The following is an 18,284-nucleotide window of genomic DNA, read 5'->3' on the forward strand; positions in this document are numbered from 1 at the left end:
ATATTTCATTATTTAATTTCCAAATCAAATAGGCAGTTTTTAGACTGGATGGAAAATTTGCCTGGAAGCCACAGAATGAAAGCAACACTCACAAGCATGCCGCTGACAGAAGCCGAGCTAATAGAACGCTTGGTGATCAAGGCCAAAGATAATCTGCTGTCCGGCGCCAGACCCTTTGCCGCCCTGTTGCTGAAAGACGGGGAGATTATTGCACAAGGTGTCAACAGGGTCGCAGCCGACTGCGACCCTTCGGCTCACGCCGAAATGCAGGCCATACGTGCGGCGGCCAAGTCATTAGAGACGACACAACTCGATGGTGCCGTGCTCTACGCCAGTGGTCACCCTTGCCCCATGTGTTTGGCTGCCGCCTTGATGGCAGGCATACGTGAGATACGCTATGTATTCGATAATCACGATGCCGAATTCTGGGGATTCTCCAGTGAAGCCAGCTATGGTTTGCTGGGTTTGGAGAGCCAAAAGCTTGCACAGAGCCCGGGGTTTACCATTCGTCGTTGTCACAGCACCTTTGAGCCTGCCTGGCTCTATGGCGCTTTGGCACATGATGCTCAGGCAAATCCAGCTGGGGATAGCGAAGAGCAATGACACTCCAACAGCCGTATTTGACCAGGCTGAAAGCAGTGGCTCTGCTGCTGTTATTGTTTGGTGGTGCACTGGCGTTGAGGCCTTTTCTGACATCGCCCGGGCCTTTGCTGGTACAGCTCAGTAGCGAGCTTGGTATTGAGGTGCAGGCTCTGGGATGGCTGACCTCAATGCCCATGTTGCTGATGGGGGTTGGAGCACTGACTGCCCCTTGGCTACCTAAAAGGCTCTCCAGCTTGCCCGGTGTGGCTCTTAGCCTCGGCTTGCTGACTTTGGCGCTGGTACTCAGAGCAAGAGTTACCATGCCACTGCTTTGGCTCTCCACCTTACTGGCCGGGCTTGCCGTAGCTTGGATGCAACTGCAGTTACCAGGGCTTATCAAACAGTATTTCGCCGGACACTTGCCGGTATTAATGGGGGGATACTCGGCGCTGTTGATGGGCGGCGGCGCTCTGGGCGCTGGAGTCACCCCTTGGTTGATGACGCTGTTTTCAGAGGGGGCTTCGGTGTTGGCATTATGGGCGCTGCCTTGCATACCTGTGTTGTTACTCGCACTTTGGTTGGCCAGGCGTGACTCTCAACCGGCTGTTTCCAGAGTTGCACCTCTGACTGAAGGCTCTATTGTGAGTACATCAGGGGAGGATAATCCCGCGCCCGCTAAACCAAGCTTGCCATGGCGCCGGGCAAAGGCCTGGTCTTTGTTGCTGAGTTTCGGGCTTATCAATGGAGGCTATGCCAGCCTGGTGGCTTGGTTACCGCTCAGCTATCAGAAACTGGGCATGTCTCAGCTTGCAAGTGGGCGGCTGGTGGCCCTGATGGCGCTGGCACAGATGTTTTCAGCCCTGACGTTACCGCTGCTGGCAGGTCGTTTCGCCGGCAAGCAAGCAAAAGCCGACCGCCGTCCCTGGTTGTGGTTGGCTCTTATCGCGCAATTAGTAGGCTTTATGGCCTTGGCTTTGTGGCCTCAGGGCGCCCCTGTGCTTTGGAGTCTGCTGCTTGGCGTGGGGCTTGGCGGCAGCTTTTCACTTACCTTGCTCCTGGTGCATGAAGAATACCGCGGCGCCGAGCAGACGGCCGGCCTCAGTGCCATGGTGCAGGGCGGCGGCTTCCTGCTGGCGGCGCTGCCTCCCTTGATCATACCGCCCTTGTTGCTTGACGGCGCAGCGCCTGTGATGCAGAGCAGTACCGATTTTGCTCCACTGTGGTTATTGCATTGGTTGTTTGTCTTGGTGGTGACCGTGCTTTGTTTTGGTTTTGATCCATCAGGTTTGCCTGCGCGCCGGGTGACAGATGAGCAGCAACGAGTCTCCAAGGTTCATGCTCAATAAGGCCGAAATCATTCCTCGGCAGGAGAGGTTGGTGTTGTGACTCTCCAGATACCTGGAACTGTTGATAACAATTTGTTTATTAGACCTAAAATAATAATTAAGGAAGCCGGAATGTCATTGAAAAAACTGTCGCTGTTATGTCTCTTGGCCACATCATTTCCCCCGCCGCTGCAGGCCAAACCCCATGAGTGGCTGCTGACCAATTTCAGTTTGCTGGATGTGGAGCAGGGGCGTTTGCTATCAGGTAAACAACTGGCGATCGATGAGGGCCGGATCAGCGCCATTGAAGACAGCTCTGCCAAGTTAACGGCTGAGCGCACTGTGGATCTTCAGGGCGGCATTTTGATGCCATCTTTGTGGGACATGCATGTGCACTTCGAAGGCCGGGAACTGGTGGAGGACAATGCCCTGTTACTGCCGCTTTACTTAAGTTACGGCATTACCGCGGTGCGTGAAGCGGCCAGCGATCTGGCGCCGGAAGTGCTGTTATGGCGTAAACAGATTGAGTCCGGTAACCGTTTGGGGCCGAGAATTTTCAGTGCCGGGCAGAAGTTTGAAGGTCCGGATTCTGTCTGGAATGGCGATCTGGAAGTGGCCGATGGCGCCGAAATGCGTCAAGGCATGGACAAGCTTGAAAGTATGGCGGTCGACTTTATCAAGATCACTGAAAATACCATGCCGGCGGCTCTCTATCTGGAAACACTCAAAGAGGCCCGTGCCCGTGGACATCTGGTATCCAGTCATATTCCCTATGGTGTCAGCATTTTCGAAGCTGCCAAGAGCGGGCTGTCCAGCATAGAACATGCTTCATATGTACTTAGGCTGGGAAATGCCCAAGAGCCTCAAATTGCTGCTGCGGTTGCGGCCGGACGTATGAGCACTAAGCAGGCGAGTCAGGCGTATCGTGATGGGTTCGACCCGGAGCAGGCGCAGCTGGGTTACCGCATGTTGGCAGCCAAAGGCGTTGCCGTGACACCAACCTTGATTGGCGGCCACCAGTTGGCCTGGCTCGATACTCAAGATCACAGCCAAGATCCTTTCATGGCGTTTCTGACCCGAGCTTTTACCGAAAAATATCGTTGGCGAATTGAGCGTATGGGAGCGCAAACACCTCAGCAGTGGCAGACACGTAAGCAGCATTATCAAGCGCTGGCTGCCGAGTTGCCAAAACTGTTGCAGGCCGGGGTTACCCTGCTGGCGGGCAGCGATTCTGCTGCGCTCAACACTTATGTTTACCCCGCCGAAGGGCTGCATACTGAGCTGCAACTCTGGCAACAGGCCGGGGTGAACAATGCTGATATTCTGCGCTCGGCTACCATTAATGGCGCCCGCTTCATGGGCCAGAGCAAGGACTATGGCAGCATTGAAGTCGGCAAAAAGGCAGAACTGCTATGGCTGCAGGACAATCCGCTGCAGGACATAGGTGCCACTCAATCGATAAGAGGGCTCTTCTATCGCGGTACCTTGTTTGATAGCAAAGCGCTGGACGCTATGCGTACCGAGGCGGCCGAGTCAGTGCGGCTATTGGATAACGCCAGACGCCAGATCTGAGCTGCCCAGCATCTCGGTTAAGCGGCTATAGGTGCGGCGAAACTCGAAGCTGAGGGCGCCGCCCTGATAAAGCTGCTCCAGTGGTACTTGGGCATGCAGCACCAGTTGTTTACCCCTGTCATAAAACTCATCTATCAGGGCGATAAAGCGCCGGGCGGCATCATCCTCCGGCGCGTAACTGAGTTTTCTATCGCCTGTGCTGACGGCTTCGGCAGCATCTTCGGTGCCACGGGCGCGGATCCAGCCGCGGCGCTCACCGCCAAGCCTGGGTACATGGCTCAGCAGCAGAGTATCCAGTGTTTCGGCCAGCTCCATATAATCCAGAGTGGATCTCGGCCCTTCGCAGAGCTGATCGAAGCGAAACCAGGCCAGGGATTGTGTGGCTTCCATGGCTTGGAAAAAAAGCGGTCTGCCCATGATGCAGAGTTGCCCTGGACCCGAGGCGTTTTTTGAAAACCACTGGCTGAAGTCAGGTTCATTGCCAAGCTGCAGCAGGGGAAGTGCCGCCTGGGCATGGGGCGCGCCTTTGGTGAGGCGATGGTCCCGCTCGCCATTGAGGTGCAGCGATTCCATCTTCTGTTGCAACAAGTCGATAGTCGGCAAAAAGCGCTCTCGCTGCAGGCCGTTTTCATAGAGGCGCTCGATTGGCGTATTGGAAGTGCTGACCAGCATAACGCCACGGTTAAACAGGCCTTCGAGTAAACGTCCGAGAATAATGGCATCGCCGATATCCGAGACGAAAAACTCATCGAAGCATAACAGGCGGCATTCTTTGGCCAGTGTGGCGGCAATCTGATCCAAAGGCTCACGGGTGCCGCTGATGCGGTTCAGATCTCTGTGAACCCTGGCCATAAAGTGATGAAAATGCAGTCTGAGCTTGGGTTGCCCCTCGACGGCATTGAAAAAGAGATCCATCAACATGGTCTTGCCGCGGCCGACATCCCCCCACAGGTAGAGCCCGGGGACTTTGTTTCCCTGACCGAGCGCCTGAAAACGCTGATCAAGCGCTGCCAGCGCAGGCAACTGGGCGGGGTCTTGCTGCCAAGGGCCTTGGGCATAGCGTTCAGAGGGTGAAATTGTGTGCTTCATTCTGGACGTCTCATCCTGTGACTGTTATTTAAGTGCCATATAAGTGCCGCGGGCGGCCAGTATAGCAAGGGCTTGAGCCTGAAGGAAAAGTGCCTGCCATGCCGCTTCATCTATCCATGGAATAGTGTTCAGTTCCTTTTATGGCTAAGATGCGCCTTTTGAGCCATAGGTTGAGGAACAAGCCATGACGGCAGAATTGGCAATCATAGATATTGAGGAAGGTCAGGGCAAAGCCGCGGTGAAAGGAGCGCTTATTACGGCTCACTACCGAGGTTGGTTGAGTGACGGTACTCAATTTGATTCTTCCTGGGACAAGGGCCGTCCCTTTCAGTGTGTCATTGGCACAGGGCGGGTGATCAAGGGCTGGGATCTGGGTTTGATGGGGATGAAGGTCGGTGGCAAACGCCGACTCAAGGTTCCGGCACATTTGGCTTATGGCGAACGCCAGGTTGGGGCGCTGATCAAGCCGAATTCGGATCTTGAATTTGAAATTGAACTGCTGGAAGTCCTGACCCGCGACGATTGAGTCCAGGGCTTTTGAGCGCTATTGGCTCAGATGGATTTTGTTTTTATATAAAGCTGATATTATAGCTTTGCCCTTCATTCATCTGAGTCATAAAAGCACTATGAGCCGTTCCCCCTTCGCATCTTTTCAATGGCATTCAGACATTTTTGCCTGCGACAGTACGGATATCGAACATTTCTATGCCCAATTGCAACAGGAAGTTGATCGTCTGCAGTTGGGGCGCAAGAAGCTGGGCGAAATAGGTGATTATCCACTGGAGCTGTATCAGTCGCCCTCAGCGACGGCGGAGCTGCCTTCTGTGTTGATCAGTGCCGGATTCCACGGTGAAGAGGCTGCCGGCCCTTGGGGTATGCTGCATTTCCTCAGTGAACTGCAACAGGATATTTTCGAGCGAATTAATCTAAGCTTGTTGCCTTTGGTCAACCCCACTGGCTTTGCCAAGGGGCACAGATTCAATAAGTTCGGTGAAAACCCCAACCGGGGGTTTTTACAGCCCAAAGAGGGCGAAGCCAGTTCACCTTCGGTTGAAGGCAAGCTGCTGCTGGAATATGGCCAACTGCTGCAGGGCGCCAGCCGTGAAGGCATATTGACCTGTCATGAAGATGTGTTGCAGCAGCACACCTATATCTATTCTTTTGAGCCCAGACAATCACCCGGCCAGTTCAGTTTGCAGCTGCGTGATACTCTGGGGCGTTTCTTTGATATTGCCGCCGATGGCGATATCGATGGCTGTCCGGTGCAAGACGGGGTCATCTTCAACCACTTTGATACTTCGTTCGAGGCCTGGCTGGTTCGCACCGGCGCCAAGGTGGGTGTTTGCAGTGAAACACCGGCGACCCAGAATCTGGATCAGCGAATTCTGGCCAACAGCGCCGTGATGCACGCCTTTGTGCAGCAGCAGTTGGCTCCCATTAAGGGGTAACAGCCAAAAGCGATACCGCTGAAAAGCAAGACCCCAGCCTAGGCTGGGGTCCTGCTTTTGAAAGGCTTTCAGGGATTGAGGCGGGTCGGAATACCGCTTCTGTCATCCAACAGGCGTTTGAGCACGGTGGAGTCGGTGTCGGCATGGGCGATAAAGCGGCTGATGGCCGGGGTCATCTTCAATACCACAGGTGCGGTGGATTCAAACTCGGCCTCGGTGCGCGACAGCGGCTGATGCACTTCCAGATAGCGACCGCCATCCGGCTCCAGGCTGGCCTTTATCGGCTGATTGACAAACTGTACCCGGGTGCCGTTGGGCACAGTATTGAACAGATGCTCGATATCCTGATTACGCAGGCGGACACACCCCTGGCTGACACGCAGGCCTATACCGAAGCTGGCATTGGTGCCGTGAATGGCATACAGGTTACCGATATAAAGCGCATACAAGCCCATGGGGTTATCCGGGCCTGCGGGCCAGACCTTGGGCAGGGTGATACCGTTGGCGGCATATTCCTTGCGGATCCTGGCCGTTGGGGTCCAGGTGGGGTTGGCGCGTTTGCGATAAACCTTGGTCACCCAGTTTTCCGGGGTATCCCGACCTATCTGGCCTATGCCTATGGGTAAGACCTGTACCGTATTGCTGTCTTTGGGATAGTAGTAGAGGCGCATTTCGGCCACGTTTATCACTATCCCTTTACGGGGGGCATCCGGCAGGATCAGCTTGTGAGGGATCAGCAATGTGCTGCGGGGCTTGGGAAGAAAAGGGTCGACCCCTGGGTTGGCCTCGGTCATGTTGGTCAGCCCCAGTTGATATTCGTCGGCAACACTCTCCAGTGTGCGCTTGTCATCGGGCACCACATAATATTGGTTGTCACCGACGATACTGCTGCCTTCGGGCGGCAGAGGATATTCAACGGCCTGCGACAGGCAGGCGGGGAGCAACAGGCCCAGTAACAGGGCGAGGCGGGGAATTCTTGTCATAGGATATTTTTCTTCATTAAACGCTGTCAGTCGCCATGGTTTCAGGCATCAGAATCGAGCAGGCATCCTTACCTTTTCCGACGCAGATTTCAACAGATTGCGGCAAAAAAACTATTTCAGTTGTAGGCGTTTCGCCAGTCGATGCAGGTTGCCCGGGTCGACACCTAACTCGCGGGCACTGGCGGCCCAGTTGTATTGGTGCCGTTCCAGCACACTGCGCAGCAGCTGTCTTTGGAACTCCTCTGTGGCTTGCTTGAGCGTGATGGCTTCTGCAGGCACTGTTGTGTCCAACTGGCGCGACAGCGCACTTGGAGAGGGGCTCTTTGACTGCAACTCACCCAGTTGCAACTGGCATTGGTTATGGTCACTGGCGGCGCGCGCCAACACGCTGGCGCGGTGCAACAGGTGTTCCAGTTCCCTGACGTTGCCGGGCCAGTCGTTGGCCAGCAGCCAGGCTTCCGATTCGGCGGACAGACTCAGACGCTCCAGCCCCAGCTTGCTGCGGCAACGTTCAAGAAAATGCCCGGCAAGCAGCAGTATGTCGCGGCCCCTTTCTCTCAGTGGCGGCACAAGTAGCGGGAAAACACTCAGCCTGTGGTAGAGATCGGCGCGAAAGCGGCCTTCAACCACCTCGGTTTTGAGATCCTTATTGGTGGCGGCGATAACCCGTACATCCACTGTCAGGCTTCTGTCTTCGCCAACCCGTTGCAGATCGCCGTATTGCAGCACCCTGAGTAACTTGGCCTGCAGCGGTAGGCTGAGCTCGCCTATCTCGTCGAGGAACAAAGTCCCCTTGTCGGCCAATTCAAACTTACCGGCGCGATTGCTGATGGCGCCGGTAAAGGCGCCTTTGACATGACCGAAGAGTTCACTCTCGGCGACCGACTCGGGTAGGGCGGCGCAGTTGAGGTACACCAGAGCCTTGTTGCCTCTGGGCGAGGCGGCGTGCACTGCCTTGGCAACCAGCTCCTTACCCGTGCCGGTTTCACCGAGGATCAACACGTTCAGATCGCTGGGAGCGACCACGGCAATTTCCCGCTTCAGCGCCAACATCTGCGGGCTTTCCCCCAGAAGTTCACTGTGGCCGGTTTCCGGCAATGGTTGACTCTGGCTCTGTAGCGACAGGCTTTCCAACTTATCCAGCAGCAGGGCATTGCCGAGGGAGGCGGCGGCGATGGCGCTCAGGCTTCGCAACTCTTCATCGCTGAAATCGTCGAACTGGCAAGGGTCCAGACCATCTATGGTCAAGGCGCCTATCAGCTGTTCCTTGTCCAGCAGCGGCAGGCCGATACAGGCATGCACCTTGAGCTTATCTGTGTGGGCGGCTATCAGGCCATCGTAGGGATCCGGCAATTGGCTGTCTGCCGGAAAGCGCACCAGATCGCCGGCGCGGGCGATGGCCTCCAGTCTCGGGTGCTCTGTGATGTTGAAGCTGCGACCGAGTACATCGGCCCTGAGGCCGTCGATTGCCAGTGGGATAAAGCGATTGCCCTGAAATCGCAGCAGAGCGGCGGCATCACAATGGAGATTGTCCCGTACCGTCGCCAGCAGGCGACTGAATCTGTCGCTGTTTGGCAAACCTGAGGTGATATCCAGCGCGATACGGGTGAGATCGGAGTGGCTGAGTGGCATAAGCTGACCTGAATAAAATCCCTGGGGTGAGTCTACCCCAGGGACAGTGGAATGTCATTTTGACATTGTTTTTCAGTGTGAGTGGCTAGTGACTGGTAGCAATGGCCAAGCGTTTGGCCTTGACCGCCTGTCGCAACAATCCCAAGAGGAAGGCGCCCAGCAATAAACCGCCGACAGAGAAGATGATGTCACCGAACATCCGCATCCATACCAGGCGTTCTACCAGTGGGCTGTGGATCACCTCTGCCGAGCGGGCAAACCAGTAGCCATGATCCAGCACGGCAAAGAACTGCACTATGCCCACCGGCAGCAATGACAGGAACAGCATGGCGGCCAGCCCCAGATTCAGGCTCCAGAATGCCCCCTTGAGCCACTTGTCTTCCCAGCGCAGTTTACCGGCAAGTCCTGACAGGCAGAACAACATCAGGCCTATCCCCAACATGCCGTAGACTCCCATAAAGGCGCCGTGGGCGTGGGTGGCCGTGGTATTCAGCCCTTGAATGTAATAGAGGGCAATCGGTGGATTGATCAGGAAGCCCAGTACACCGGCGCCCACCAGATTCCAGAAAGCGGTGGCAACAAAGAACATGATGGCCCAGTGATAGCGTTGCATCCAGGGAGCGGCCCGGCGCAGGCGATAGCTTTCCACCGCTTCAAAACCGATAAGGGCCAGAGGCACCACTTCCAGCGCCGAGAAGATAGCGCCCCAGGCGATGACCGAAGTGGGTGTGCCGGTGAAATAGAGGTGATGCAGTGTACCTATGAGGCCTCCGGTCAGGAAGATCAGGGTAGAGAAGAGTACCGCACCATTTGCACTGCGAGCACGGATAAGGCCAAGACGCACAAACATCAGGGCGATAACCGAGGTAGCAAAGGTTTCAAAGAAGCCTTCAACCCACAGATGTACTACCCACCAACGCCAGTATTCGGCGATGGCAAGGTTAGTGTGTTTCCCCATAAACAGCCCGGCACCATAGAAGAGGCCGATAGCAACACAGGAGGCGTAGAGTACCCAGAGCACAGGCTTTAGCTCAGATTCCTGTTTCAGGGCGGGCAACATGGCGCGGCTCACCAGTGCCAGCCAGATCATCAATCCGGCCAACAGCAGCAGTTGCCACACCCGGCCGAGATCTATGTATTCATAACCCTGGTGACCGAAGAGGAAGTTGTTGTCCAGTGAGAAGTATTGTTGTACCCCCAGCCATTCACCGGCCATGGAGCCCAGCACCACTACCAGAAGAGCGACCCACAATAGGTTGACACCGAAGCGTTGATATTTGGGCTCGTGGCCGGAAAGCGCCGGCGCGATATAGAGCCCGGTACCGAGCCAGGCCGTCGCTATCCAGAATACTGCCAGTTGAGTATGCCAGGTGCGGGTCACTGAATAGGGCAGGATCTCACTCAAGGGAATACCGTAAAACTCCTGGCCCTCAACCGCATAGTGCGCCGTGACGCCACCGAGCAGTATTTGCAGCAGAAATAGGCCGATAGCGGTAATGAAGTATTTACCCGTGGCCTTTTGTGAAGGGGTGGGTTTGTGTCTGAACAGGGGATCTTCTGTGGCGGGAGCCGGCAGGGCTTCATGTTTGCCGGCGGCGTGATACCAAACCAGGGCACCGATACCGGCCAGCAGAGTCACTATGCTCAGAATCGACCAGACGATATTGTCTGATGTCGGTGTGTTACCCAGTTGTGGATCGTAGGGCCAATTATTGGTGTAGCTGTAATTGGCATCTGGGCGCTCGGTCACTGCGGCCCAAGCGCCCCAAAACAGGAAGGCATTGAGCTGCTGACGGCGCTCGGCAGATCCTATGGTATTGGTTTTCATCGCATAGGCTTCCCGCAGCTCATTCAGCGCGGGATCGTCACCAAACAAAGATTGATAGTGCTGACTCACTTGCGCCATGGCGGCGATACGGGTATCGGAAAGCACCACCCGGGTGTGACCTCTCTCGTCTGTAGTGACTGTGTTATGGCGCAAATCGTCCCTTAAGGCCTGCTCCAATGCGGCCTGAGTACTCTTGTCCAGGCTATTGAAAGGCTTGTTGTATGCCTCCTTGGCGCGAATATCCAGCCAGGCTTCGGCCTCACGGTGTAGCCAGTCTGCGGTCCAATCCGGAGCCACATAGGCGCCATGGCCCCAGACTGAGCCAAGCTGATGTCCGCCCATGGAGCGCCAAACCAGCTGCCCTTGTTCTATGTCCTTGCCGCTGAAAACCACTTGGCCCTGGCTGTCGCTATAGACATCGGCAATCGGTGGTTTTTCCCGATAGATTTCACTGCCGATACTGAGAAGCACAGTGAAAGAAGCGACCAACACAAGTAACAGTGCGATCAGGGTGAATTTTTGTCTGCTCATTGGCATCCCTCTGACAAAGTCTATTTGATAGGTTTTCCTACATAGAGCAGCGAACGTGCCAACATTTATTCTTGTATTTAATCAGTATGTTACTTGTTTATGTGTTTTTGATGGTGTCATTTTGATTGTATTTAAAGTGTCTTTTTAACATTGGTGGCTGTCATTGTGACACTGGTTGTTTGTCCAGAGGCCATAACTGATATCTTGACGAGAATTCTTGGATTTAAAATTCTTTAGTTATTTGAAAAAATAAAGTTTTTTTCATTAATTTGAGTTTATGTTTCTTTGGGTTCAGATTTGATGTTTTATAGGTAAATTTTCCATTTTTTAAGGGTTTACCTAGCTTCTTTTACTGGTCTTTTTCGCTGGCAGTAAAAATAAGTCAACTGTTTCTACTGAAAAATAACCCGAATTAATGATATAATCCCGTCTGTAACCCACGTGTTTTCCGGAGTCTCGTTAGAGCCAGGTTTCTCTTTTATTAGCTTCCCCGCATTTTCAACTGGAGGGTCATTTGAACGCAGATATCATCAACAGCTTTTTCCTTGTCGGGGCCTTGCTTATTGCAGTCAGCGTGCTGCTCAGCCCATTGTCTTCGCGACTCGGTATTCCTATTTTGGTGGTATTTCTGGCGGTGGGTATCTTTGCCGGTGAAGATGGCCCAGGCGGCATAGTATTCAATGACTATTCAGTTGCTTATCTGGTCAGTAACCTGGCTCTGGCGGTTATTCTGCTCGATGGTGGCATGCGTACCCGGGTTGCCAGTTTCAGGGTGGCATTGTGGCCGGCCTTGTCATTGGCCACTTTTGGAGTGGCGTTAACCACCACATTGACAGGTTTGTTGGCTGCCTGGTTATTCGATCTCAACTTACTCCAGGGCATGTTGGTGGGAGCCATTGTCGGTTCGACCGATGCCGCGGCGGTATTTAGCCTGCTCAAGGGCAAAAACGTGAATGAGCGTGTCGGTTCGACACTGGAAATCGAATCCGGTTGTAACGACCCCATGGCTGTGTTTTTGACCGTGACTCTGATTGCCATTCTCGGCAGTAGTGGCGATGAACTATCGGGCAGCTATCTGGCACTGAGCTTTATCAAACAGTTTGGCCTGGGCGGGATCCTCGGTGTCGGCGGCGGTTGGCTGTTGTGGCAGGTTATCAATCGCAATCAATTGCCGGAAGGCCTCTACTCCATTTTGGTGCTGAGTGGCGGACTGATGATCTTCGCCATCTCCAATGCCCTGGGAGGCAGTGGTATTCTGTCTATTTATCTGGTGGGTCTATTTCTCGGTAACAAGGCGACCCGTGGCAAACACTCGATTCTCAACGTGCTCGATGGTATGACTTGGCTCAGTCAGATAGGCATGTTCCTGGTACTGGGACTCTTGCTGACGCCATCGGATCTGAAAGATATCGCCTTACCGGGTTTGGCACTGGCGTTCGGGATGATCTTTCTGGCGCGGCCGATTGCGGTTTGGCTCAGTTTGCTACCGTTTCGCAGCTTCCATGACAGAGATAGATGGTTTATCTCCTGGGTCGGGCTGCGCGGCGCAGTGCCCATTATTCTGGCGGTATTTCCCATGATGGCGGGGCTGCCACAAGCGCAGCTTTACTTCAACCTGGCCTTCTTCGTGGTGATGGTTTCCTTGCTGCTGCAGGGCAGTACCTTGTCCAAGGCGGCGCAGCTGGCCAAGGTGGAGTTGCCACCCAAACCGGCACCTATTTCCCGCGCCGGGGTGGAAATTTATCCCACCAGTGAATGGGAGATATTTGTCTATCGCCTCAGTGAAAACAAATGGTGTATCGGTGAGCCTCTGAGGCGTCTTGCCATGCCGGCGGGAACCCGGATTGCTGCGGTATTTCGCAATAACGAACTGTTGCACCCTTCGGGGAGTACCAGGCTGATGGCCGATGACATTCTTTGTGTGCTGGGGCAAGAGGACGATTTAGAGCCTCTGAGTCAGCTGTTCAGTGAGGCGCCAGAAAAACGCGAGGCGCCCCGCTTCTTTGGTGACTTCTTTATTTCAGTGGATGTGATGCTGGCCGATATGGCACCGATTTACGGCATGCAGCTGGAACCCGAATATGAGCAGATGCGGGTTGCCGACTTACTGCTACAGCAACTCGGTAGTCACCCTGTAGTGGGGGATCAATTCCTCTGGCAAGGGCTGGACTGGATAGTCGCCGAGGTGCAGGAAGGGACAGTCAGCCGGGTTGGTTTGAGATTGCCCTCTGAAGACTGAAAAAAGCGAAGAACGAAGAAATGCCGACCTTGAGTCGGCATTTTTACGGCTACTTTCTCAATAGAGCGAGGGATCACTCTCATTGGGGCGGGTCTTGAACCTGCGGTGCAGCCACATGTACTGCGCCGGGTTACGGCTGATCAACTGCTCGACAATGCCGTTACCGCGTTTGGCGTCTTCCACCTCATTTTCGCCGGGGAAGTTATCCAGCGGCGCCTGGATCTCTATGTTGTAACCCGTATCGTCGGTGTTGCGCTCAACAAAGAAGGGCAGCACTTTGGCTTTACCCAGCTTGGCCAAGGTGGTGCCGCCGGTGATGGTGGCAGCATCGGGAACGGCGAAGAAGGGGATAAAGATGGCGCTGGAGCGGCCAAAGTCCTGATCTGCTGTGTACCAAATGACATCAGGGTTACGCAGGCAACGCACCATCTGCCTGAGATCCCGCTTGGGAACCAGCGCCTTGTTTGAACGCAAACGGCCCTTCACCTGCAGATATTCCATTACAGGGTTGTTGTGGGGGCGGTACACACCAACCCCGGGCTGAAATTGGCCAAATATTCTTGCACCCATTTCCAGCGGCAAGCAGTGAACCGCAAACAGAATAACCCCCTGACCGGCGGCCAGTGTCTGCTCCACATGCTCCTGGCCCTTTATCTGCATGTGCTTCTGCACTTTGTCGTTGCTCCACCACCAGGCATTGATGGTATCGAAAATTGCTTTGCCGGTTTCCTGGAAATTACGTCTGAGCAGCGTCTCTCGCTCGGCCTCACTCATTTGTGGAAAACACAACTCCAGGTTGCGTTTGGCGGTGTTAACCCGGCTTCCGGCCAGCTTCATTGCCAGCAGACCTATGCCACTGCCAAGCTTCATCTGCCACTTGAGAGGCAGCAGGAGGGTCAGCCTGGCCAGACCGACAGCCAGCCACAGCAACCAGAATTTAGGGTGATACAAGTGAGCGGAAAATTGTGCTTTCTCTACCAAAACGATAAACCCGTTTACAGGAAAAATTACCGCATATTCTAACCCAATTCAGTGTGAAAATTAGGTACAATCGGGGTTTATTTTGCCTAATAAGACAAGTCCGTTATGAAGGTAACTCTGCCCCCATTTGAAAAAGCCAAGGTTCTGGTGGTTGGTGATGTGATGCTCGACCGTTACTGGGTTGGCCCAACCGGCCGTATTTCACCCGAGGCGCCTGTACCTGTGGTGCGTATCAATCAGATAGAGGATAGGCCCGGCGGAGCAGCCAACGTGGCGCTGAATATCGCGGCGCTGGGCGGTTCGGTGCAACTGGCCGGTATTGTCGGAGCCGATGAAGCCGCATCGGCCCTGAATACAGGTGTCAGTACTCTAGGTGTGGAGCCTAAGTGGCTGACGGTTGAAGATAAACCCACAATCACCAAACTGCGGGTACTGAGTCGTAACCAACAGCTTATTCGCTTGGATTTCGAAGAGACCTTTGCCCAAGAGCAGAGCCAGGCGCTATTGGCGCAGAGCGAAGCTCTACTGGACGATTGCAAGGTGCTGGTGCTGTCTGACTATGCCAAGGGGGCCATCTTTGAGCCTCAGGCCTTTATCGCCAAGGCCAGAGCCAAGGGGATCAGTGTCTTGGTGGACCCCAAGGGCAGCGATTTCGGCCGTTATGCCGGTGCCAGTTTAATTACTCCCAACATGAGTGAGTTTGAGGCTGTGGTGGGTACTGTCAGCTCGGAAGCCGATCTGGTGGCCAAGGCCCAGGCCTTGATTAGCAAGCATCAACTGGGAGCGATTCTGGTTACCCGCTCTGAAAAGGGCATGACACTGATCACCAGCGAAGGGGATGAGCTGCATATTCCTACTGTGGCACGGGAAGTCTATGATGTGACCGGCGCCGGAGATACTGTGATCTCGGCGCTCGCCACAGCTTTGGCGGCCGGCAGCGACCTGCCACAAGCCTGTGCCATTGCCAATACCGCCGCCGGTGTGGTGGTTGGTAAACTGGGCACTTCCACCGTCAGCCGCATTGAACTCATCGAGGCCCTGGCTCAACATCAGGGAGAGTCAGGCTTTGGTGTGGTCAGCGAAGATCAACTGCTGTACGCCATGCAGCAAGCCAAGCTCAGAGGTGAGCGGGTGGTGATGACCAATGGTTGCTTTGACATACTCCATGCCGGGCACGTCAGTTACCTCAAAGAAGCCCGTGCCTTGGGCGATAGATTGATTGTGGCGGTCAATGATGACGCTTCGGTTAAACGGCTCAAGGGCGAGGGGCGTCCGGTCAATAGCCTTGAGCGGCGAATGGCAGTACTGGCGGGGCTGGCCGCTGTCGATTGGGTGGTGCCTTTCAGTGAAGATACACCGCAGCGAGTGATCTCTAGATTGCTGCCGGACCTCCTGGTCAAGGGGGGCGACTACCGGGTGGAGGAGATAGCCGGAGGTGAAGAAGTGATCGCCGCCGGTGGCAGTGTCAAGGTGCTGGGGTTCGAAGATGGTATCTCCACTACCGCCATTATTCAGAATATTATGGCCAAGCCCTGATGTTGATGGCGGTGTTGCTATCGGGAAGCTTGTTTTGGGCTGATGTAGGTCCAAAACAAGCCTTGATATGCCCGCCATCGGAACTGTCACTGTGTCTGCAACAACTCCCCGATAGAGTCAAACAACAACTGCCCCTGTCTCAAAAGGCTTTCTTCGATGCACTGGGAATGAGAGGTGCCATGTCTCTGCCCGTCGAAGATGATAGCGTTGCCGGTATGGTTCTCTGGGCACCGCACTATCTCCCTCAAAGTCAAAGTGCTATCTGGAACGGCCAAAACCATGAACTCTTGTTGCAATATCAGCCGCAACTAACCCTGTGGCATGAATTAGGGCATCTGGAAGTAAAGCGCTTGCAGGGAAACATTCTGCCTGCCGAGTTGTCTGAATTGGACCACGAGTGGTTGGCTGATACTTATCTCGCTTGGCGTTGTGCTAAAGAATGGAACAGTCTGGAACTTGTGTGGCAACAATACCACCGTCGCAACCTGGCAGTATTTTCCGATATCGGCAATTTGTCACATTGGAGCCCACTTTACCTGATACAAGTGTTAAATAAGTATGATCTAAAACAAATCGCGGAATTTGCTGATTTTGCTACATTTGTGCTCGGTTTTTATCCAGAGATCCGCCATTATTCTCCAGGTGAAGTGGCAGAGTTTTCCAGCTTGCTGCAGCATCTCTTTAACCGGGCTGGTCGGCAAACCCTTCCTGGCTATATGTTTTGGCGTCGTGAGCAACTGGGCAAAGTGCTGCAACCCACCCTGAAACAGTTGGTGGGAACTGAAATAGCCAATCGTTGGTTGGTTAAAGAAAAAATGTTGCAATAATGTGACAAATAAGGCTTTTTTTCAGCTGTCCTAGCTGAACCCTTGCTGAACAAAAGTGAAAAACGCTGTTAACACCCCTCTTTTTGGCAGTATTCTCTCTATGCCTTTGATAAGCTCGTTGGCAATAAAAACAACGGGGATAAGAGGCAGACAAGAATGGCCAAGCGTTCAAAGGCTCAGACTGAGCTGACTATCAATCAGATTATGGACGAAGCTCTCAAACAAATCTTAACTATTGGTTTTGAGGCTATGTCTTACACAACTCTTTCAGAAGCAACGGGGATTAGCCGCACGGGGATCAGTCACCATTTTCCGCGCAAAATCGATTTTCTTGCCAGGTTGGATGTGCGCATTGGTCGGCTGTTTTTGGCCGCTCTGGATTTTTCCAGTGTTGAAGCACTCGAAAAATCCTGGATGCAGGCGCTGCAACAAGCAGAGCACAGGGCAGTATTGAGACTCTTCTTTAGTCTCTGCGGACACAACAATCCTGAGATTACCCTGTTTCGCGCCGTGGCCATGGCCAGGGAAAATGCCCAGATAGAGCTGGGTGAAAAGGGCGAGCAGATGATCAACGATCTCCTGGGACGCAGCGCCGTTATGTTGCTTTCCGATCCAGGTATCGCCTGCGCCGCTTGAAATTCCGTTTAAGCGACTCTCATTCAAGCGATTCGTAGAGATAATTGAGACAGCAAGCTAAGGCTTGCTGTTTTTTTATCCATTCATTTTCTTATCGAATTACGCGTTATTGGTACACAAAATCCAATCGACTTCCGCTTATTCCTTGGGCCACTCTTTTCGAGCATCCCTTTCGGGCAACTCTTTCAGGCAACTCTCTTCGGGCAAGAAGTTGCCCGGCGAGCAAAAAATTGCCCGGGTTCGGGCAAGAAATTGCCCGGTGAGTGGGAGTGGGTTTGGATGTTGTTGTAAAACAGTGGCTTACGATTTGGCATGCTTCTGGCATTGGGTGATGAGGTTTTATCACTCATTCAACAGTAAAAGGAATTAACCATGCCAACACCATGTTATATCTCCATCGAAGGTCAAACCCAGGGCAACATCACTGCAGGCGCGTTTACGGCCGAGTCAGTGGGCGACATCTTTGTGGAAGGTCATGAAGACGAGATGCTGGTTCAGGAATTCAACCATGTGGTGACAGTGCCGACCGACCCACAGTCAGGTATGCCTTCGGGTCAACGGGTGCACAAGCCGTTCAAGTTCACCGTGGCGCTGAACAAGGCGGTGCCTTTGATGTACAACTCGCTGTCATCCGGTGAGAAGCTGAACAAGGTTGAGCTGAAGTGGTACCGCACCTCTATCGAGGGCAAGCAGGAGCACTTCTTCACCACCAAGCTTGAAGGTGCGACGATAGTGGACATCAACTGCCACATGCCACACTGCCAGGACCCGAACAAGGCGGATTTCACTCAATTGGTTGAGGTGTCAATGGCCTATCGCAAGATAGACTGGGACCACGTGAGTGCCGGTACTTCAGGTGCGGATGACTGGCGCAAGCCCATCGAAGCCTGATAGTGTGTGTCAGCCACCGCCTTGCGGTGGCTGTTTGCCATTGGGGTGTTTTCTGGCGGGGACGTCAACTGACAGTGTAAATAGTTGATTGAGAGCCAGAGAGCAGGCCAATGGCTTTTGGTGCAATTCGGCTAAACGGACATTCAACAGACATTCGAGTCAATCGCATTTAAACCAAGAGCAA

General features: G+C 53.9%; 15 protein-coding genes. 10 read left to right on the forward strand and 5 right to left on the reverse strand.

The window, feature by feature from the left end; translation table 11 throughout:
* Window positions 1-75: 75 nt before the first annotated feature.
* From ON072_RS16350 to ON072_RS16360, 3 genes are all read left to right on the forward strand, one after another.
* Window positions 76-603, forward strand: a complete 528-nt coding sequence (locus ON072_RS16350) for a nucleoside deaminase (RefSeq protein ID WP_208146353.1) — start codon at window positions 76-78, stop codon at window positions 601-603.
* Window positions 600-1,928 (forward strand): MFS transporter, encoded by a 1,329-nt coding sequence (locus ON072_RS16355; protein ID WP_274626103.1) that lies wholly within the window; start codon window positions 600-602, stop codon window positions 1,926-1,928. The genes ON072_RS16350 and ON072_RS16355 overlap by 4 nt, the downstream gene beginning before the upstream one ends.
* A gap of 111 nt (window positions 1,929-2,039) precedes the next feature.
* Window positions 2,040-3,479 (forward strand): amidohydrolase family protein, encoded by a 1,440-nt coding sequence (locus tag ON072_RS16360; protein WP_274626104.1) that lies wholly within the window; start codon window positions 2,040-2,042, stop codon window positions 3,477-3,479.
* Here ON072_RS16360 and zapE read toward each other — a convergent pair.
* Window positions 3,450-4,568, reverse strand: a complete 1,119-nt coding sequence (gene zapE, locus ON072_RS16365) for a cell division protein ZapE (RefSeq protein ID WP_274626105.1) — start codon at window positions 4,566-4,568, stop codon at window positions 3,450-3,452. The two genes, ON072_RS16360 and zapE, sit on opposite strands and share 30 nt — an antisense overlap.
* Before the next feature lie 184 nt (window positions 4,569-4,752).
* On the opposite strand from zapE, the gene ON072_RS16370 reads away from it, so the two are divergent.
* A complete protein-coding gene (locus tag ON072_RS16370; RefSeq protein ID WP_025890081.1) occupies window positions 4,753-5,094 on the forward strand; it encodes an FKBP-type peptidyl-prolyl cis-trans isomerase in 342 nt (113 codons plus the stop codon).
* 100 nt (window positions 5,095-5,194) lie between these two features.
* Window positions 5,195-6,016 (forward strand): N-acetyl-ornithine deacetylase, encoded by an 822-nt coding sequence (locus tag ON072_RS16375; protein WP_025890080.1) that lies wholly within the window; start codon window positions 5,195-5,197, stop codon window positions 6,014-6,016.
* A gap of 68 nt (window positions 6,017-6,084) precedes the next feature.
* Here the strand turns inward: ON072_RS16375 and ON072_RS16380 are convergent, their stop codons facing one another.
* The 3 genes from ON072_RS16380 to ON072_RS16390 form a co-directional block, all read right to left on the reverse strand.
* Window positions 6,085-6,999 carry a L,D-transpeptidase family protein gene (locus ON072_RS16380; protein ID WP_025890079.1) on the reverse strand — a complete coding sequence of 305 codons (915 nt, stop codon included), beginning with the start codon at window positions 6,997-6,999 and terminating at the stop codon, window positions 6,085-6,087.
* Window positions 7,000-7,110: 111 nt separating this feature from the next.
* Window positions 7,111-8,631 (reverse strand): nitric oxide reductase transcriptional regulator NorR, encoded by a 1,521-nt coding sequence (gene norR / locus ON072_RS16385; RefSeq protein WP_221060605.1) that lies wholly within the window; start codon window positions 8,629-8,631, stop codon window positions 7,111-7,113.
* An 85-nt stretch (window positions 8,632-8,716) separates the two neighbouring features.
* Window positions 8,717-10,990, reverse strand: coding sequence for a nitric-oxide reductase large subunit (locus ON072_RS16390; protein ID WP_044733752.1), 2,274 nt, complete (start codon window positions 10,988-10,990; stop codon window positions 8,717-8,719).
* Window positions 10,991-11,504: 514 nt separating this feature from the next.
* On the opposite strand from ON072_RS16390, the gene ON072_RS16395 reads away from it, so the two are divergent.
* Window positions 11,505-13,229: a potassium/proton antiporter gene (locus ON072_RS16395; protein WP_025010370.1), complete on the forward strand. Its 1,725-nt coding sequence runs from the start codon at window positions 11,505-11,507 to the stop codon at window positions 13,227-13,229.
* 57 nt (window positions 13,230-13,286) lie between these two features.
* Here the strand turns inward: ON072_RS16395 and ON072_RS16400 are convergent, their stop codons facing one another.
* Window positions 13,287-14,210, reverse strand: a complete 924-nt coding sequence (locus ON072_RS16400) for an LpxL/LpxP family Kdo(2)-lipid IV(A) lauroyl/palmitoleoyl acyltransferase (RefSeq protein ID WP_045283114.1) — start codon at window positions 14,208-14,210, stop codon at window positions 13,287-13,289.
* A gap of 105 nt (window positions 14,211-14,315) precedes the next feature.
* Here ON072_RS16400 and hldE point away from each other — a divergent pair, with 105 nt between their 5' ends.
* The 4 genes from hldE to ON072_RS16420 all read left to right on the forward strand — a co-directional run bounded on the left by hldE (window position 14,316) and on the right by ON072_RS16420 (window position 18,100).
* The gene (gene hldE, locus ON072_RS16405) at window positions 14,316-15,746 is read left to right on the forward strand and encodes a bifunctional D-glycero-beta-D-manno-heptose-7-phosphate kinase/D-glycero-beta-D-manno-heptose 1-phosphate adenylyltransferase HldE (RefSeq protein ID WP_071237743.1); all 1,431 of its coding nucleotides are present in this window, start codon (window positions 14,316-14,318) and stop codon (window positions 15,744-15,746) included.
* Window positions 15,746-16,573: a hypothetical protein gene (locus tag ON072_RS16410; protein WP_274626106.1), complete on the forward strand. Its 828-nt coding sequence runs from the start codon at window positions 15,746-15,748 to the stop codon at window positions 16,571-16,573. The genes hldE and ON072_RS16410 overlap by 1 nt, the downstream gene beginning before the upstream one ends.
* Before the next feature lie 156 nt (window positions 16,574-16,729).
* Window positions 16,730-17,209: a TetR family transcriptional regulator gene (locus ON072_RS16415; RefSeq protein ID WP_025010373.1), complete on the forward strand. Its 480-nt coding sequence runs from the start codon at window positions 16,730-16,732 to the stop codon at window positions 17,207-17,209.
* A 372-nt stretch (window positions 17,210-17,581) separates the two neighbouring features.
* Entirely contained in the window at window positions 17,582-18,100 is a 519-nt protein-coding gene (locus tag ON072_RS16420; RefSeq protein ID WP_025890191.1) for an Hcp family type VI secretion system effector, read from the forward strand.
* Window positions 18,101-18,284 lie beyond the last annotated feature (184 nt).

The sequence above is a fragment of the Shewanella sp. K8 genome (genome assembly GCF_028823715.1).
In the GTDB taxonomy this organism is placed as follows: domain Bacteria; phylum Pseudomonadota; class Gammaproteobacteria; order Enterobacterales; family Shewanellaceae; genus Shewanella; species Shewanella algae.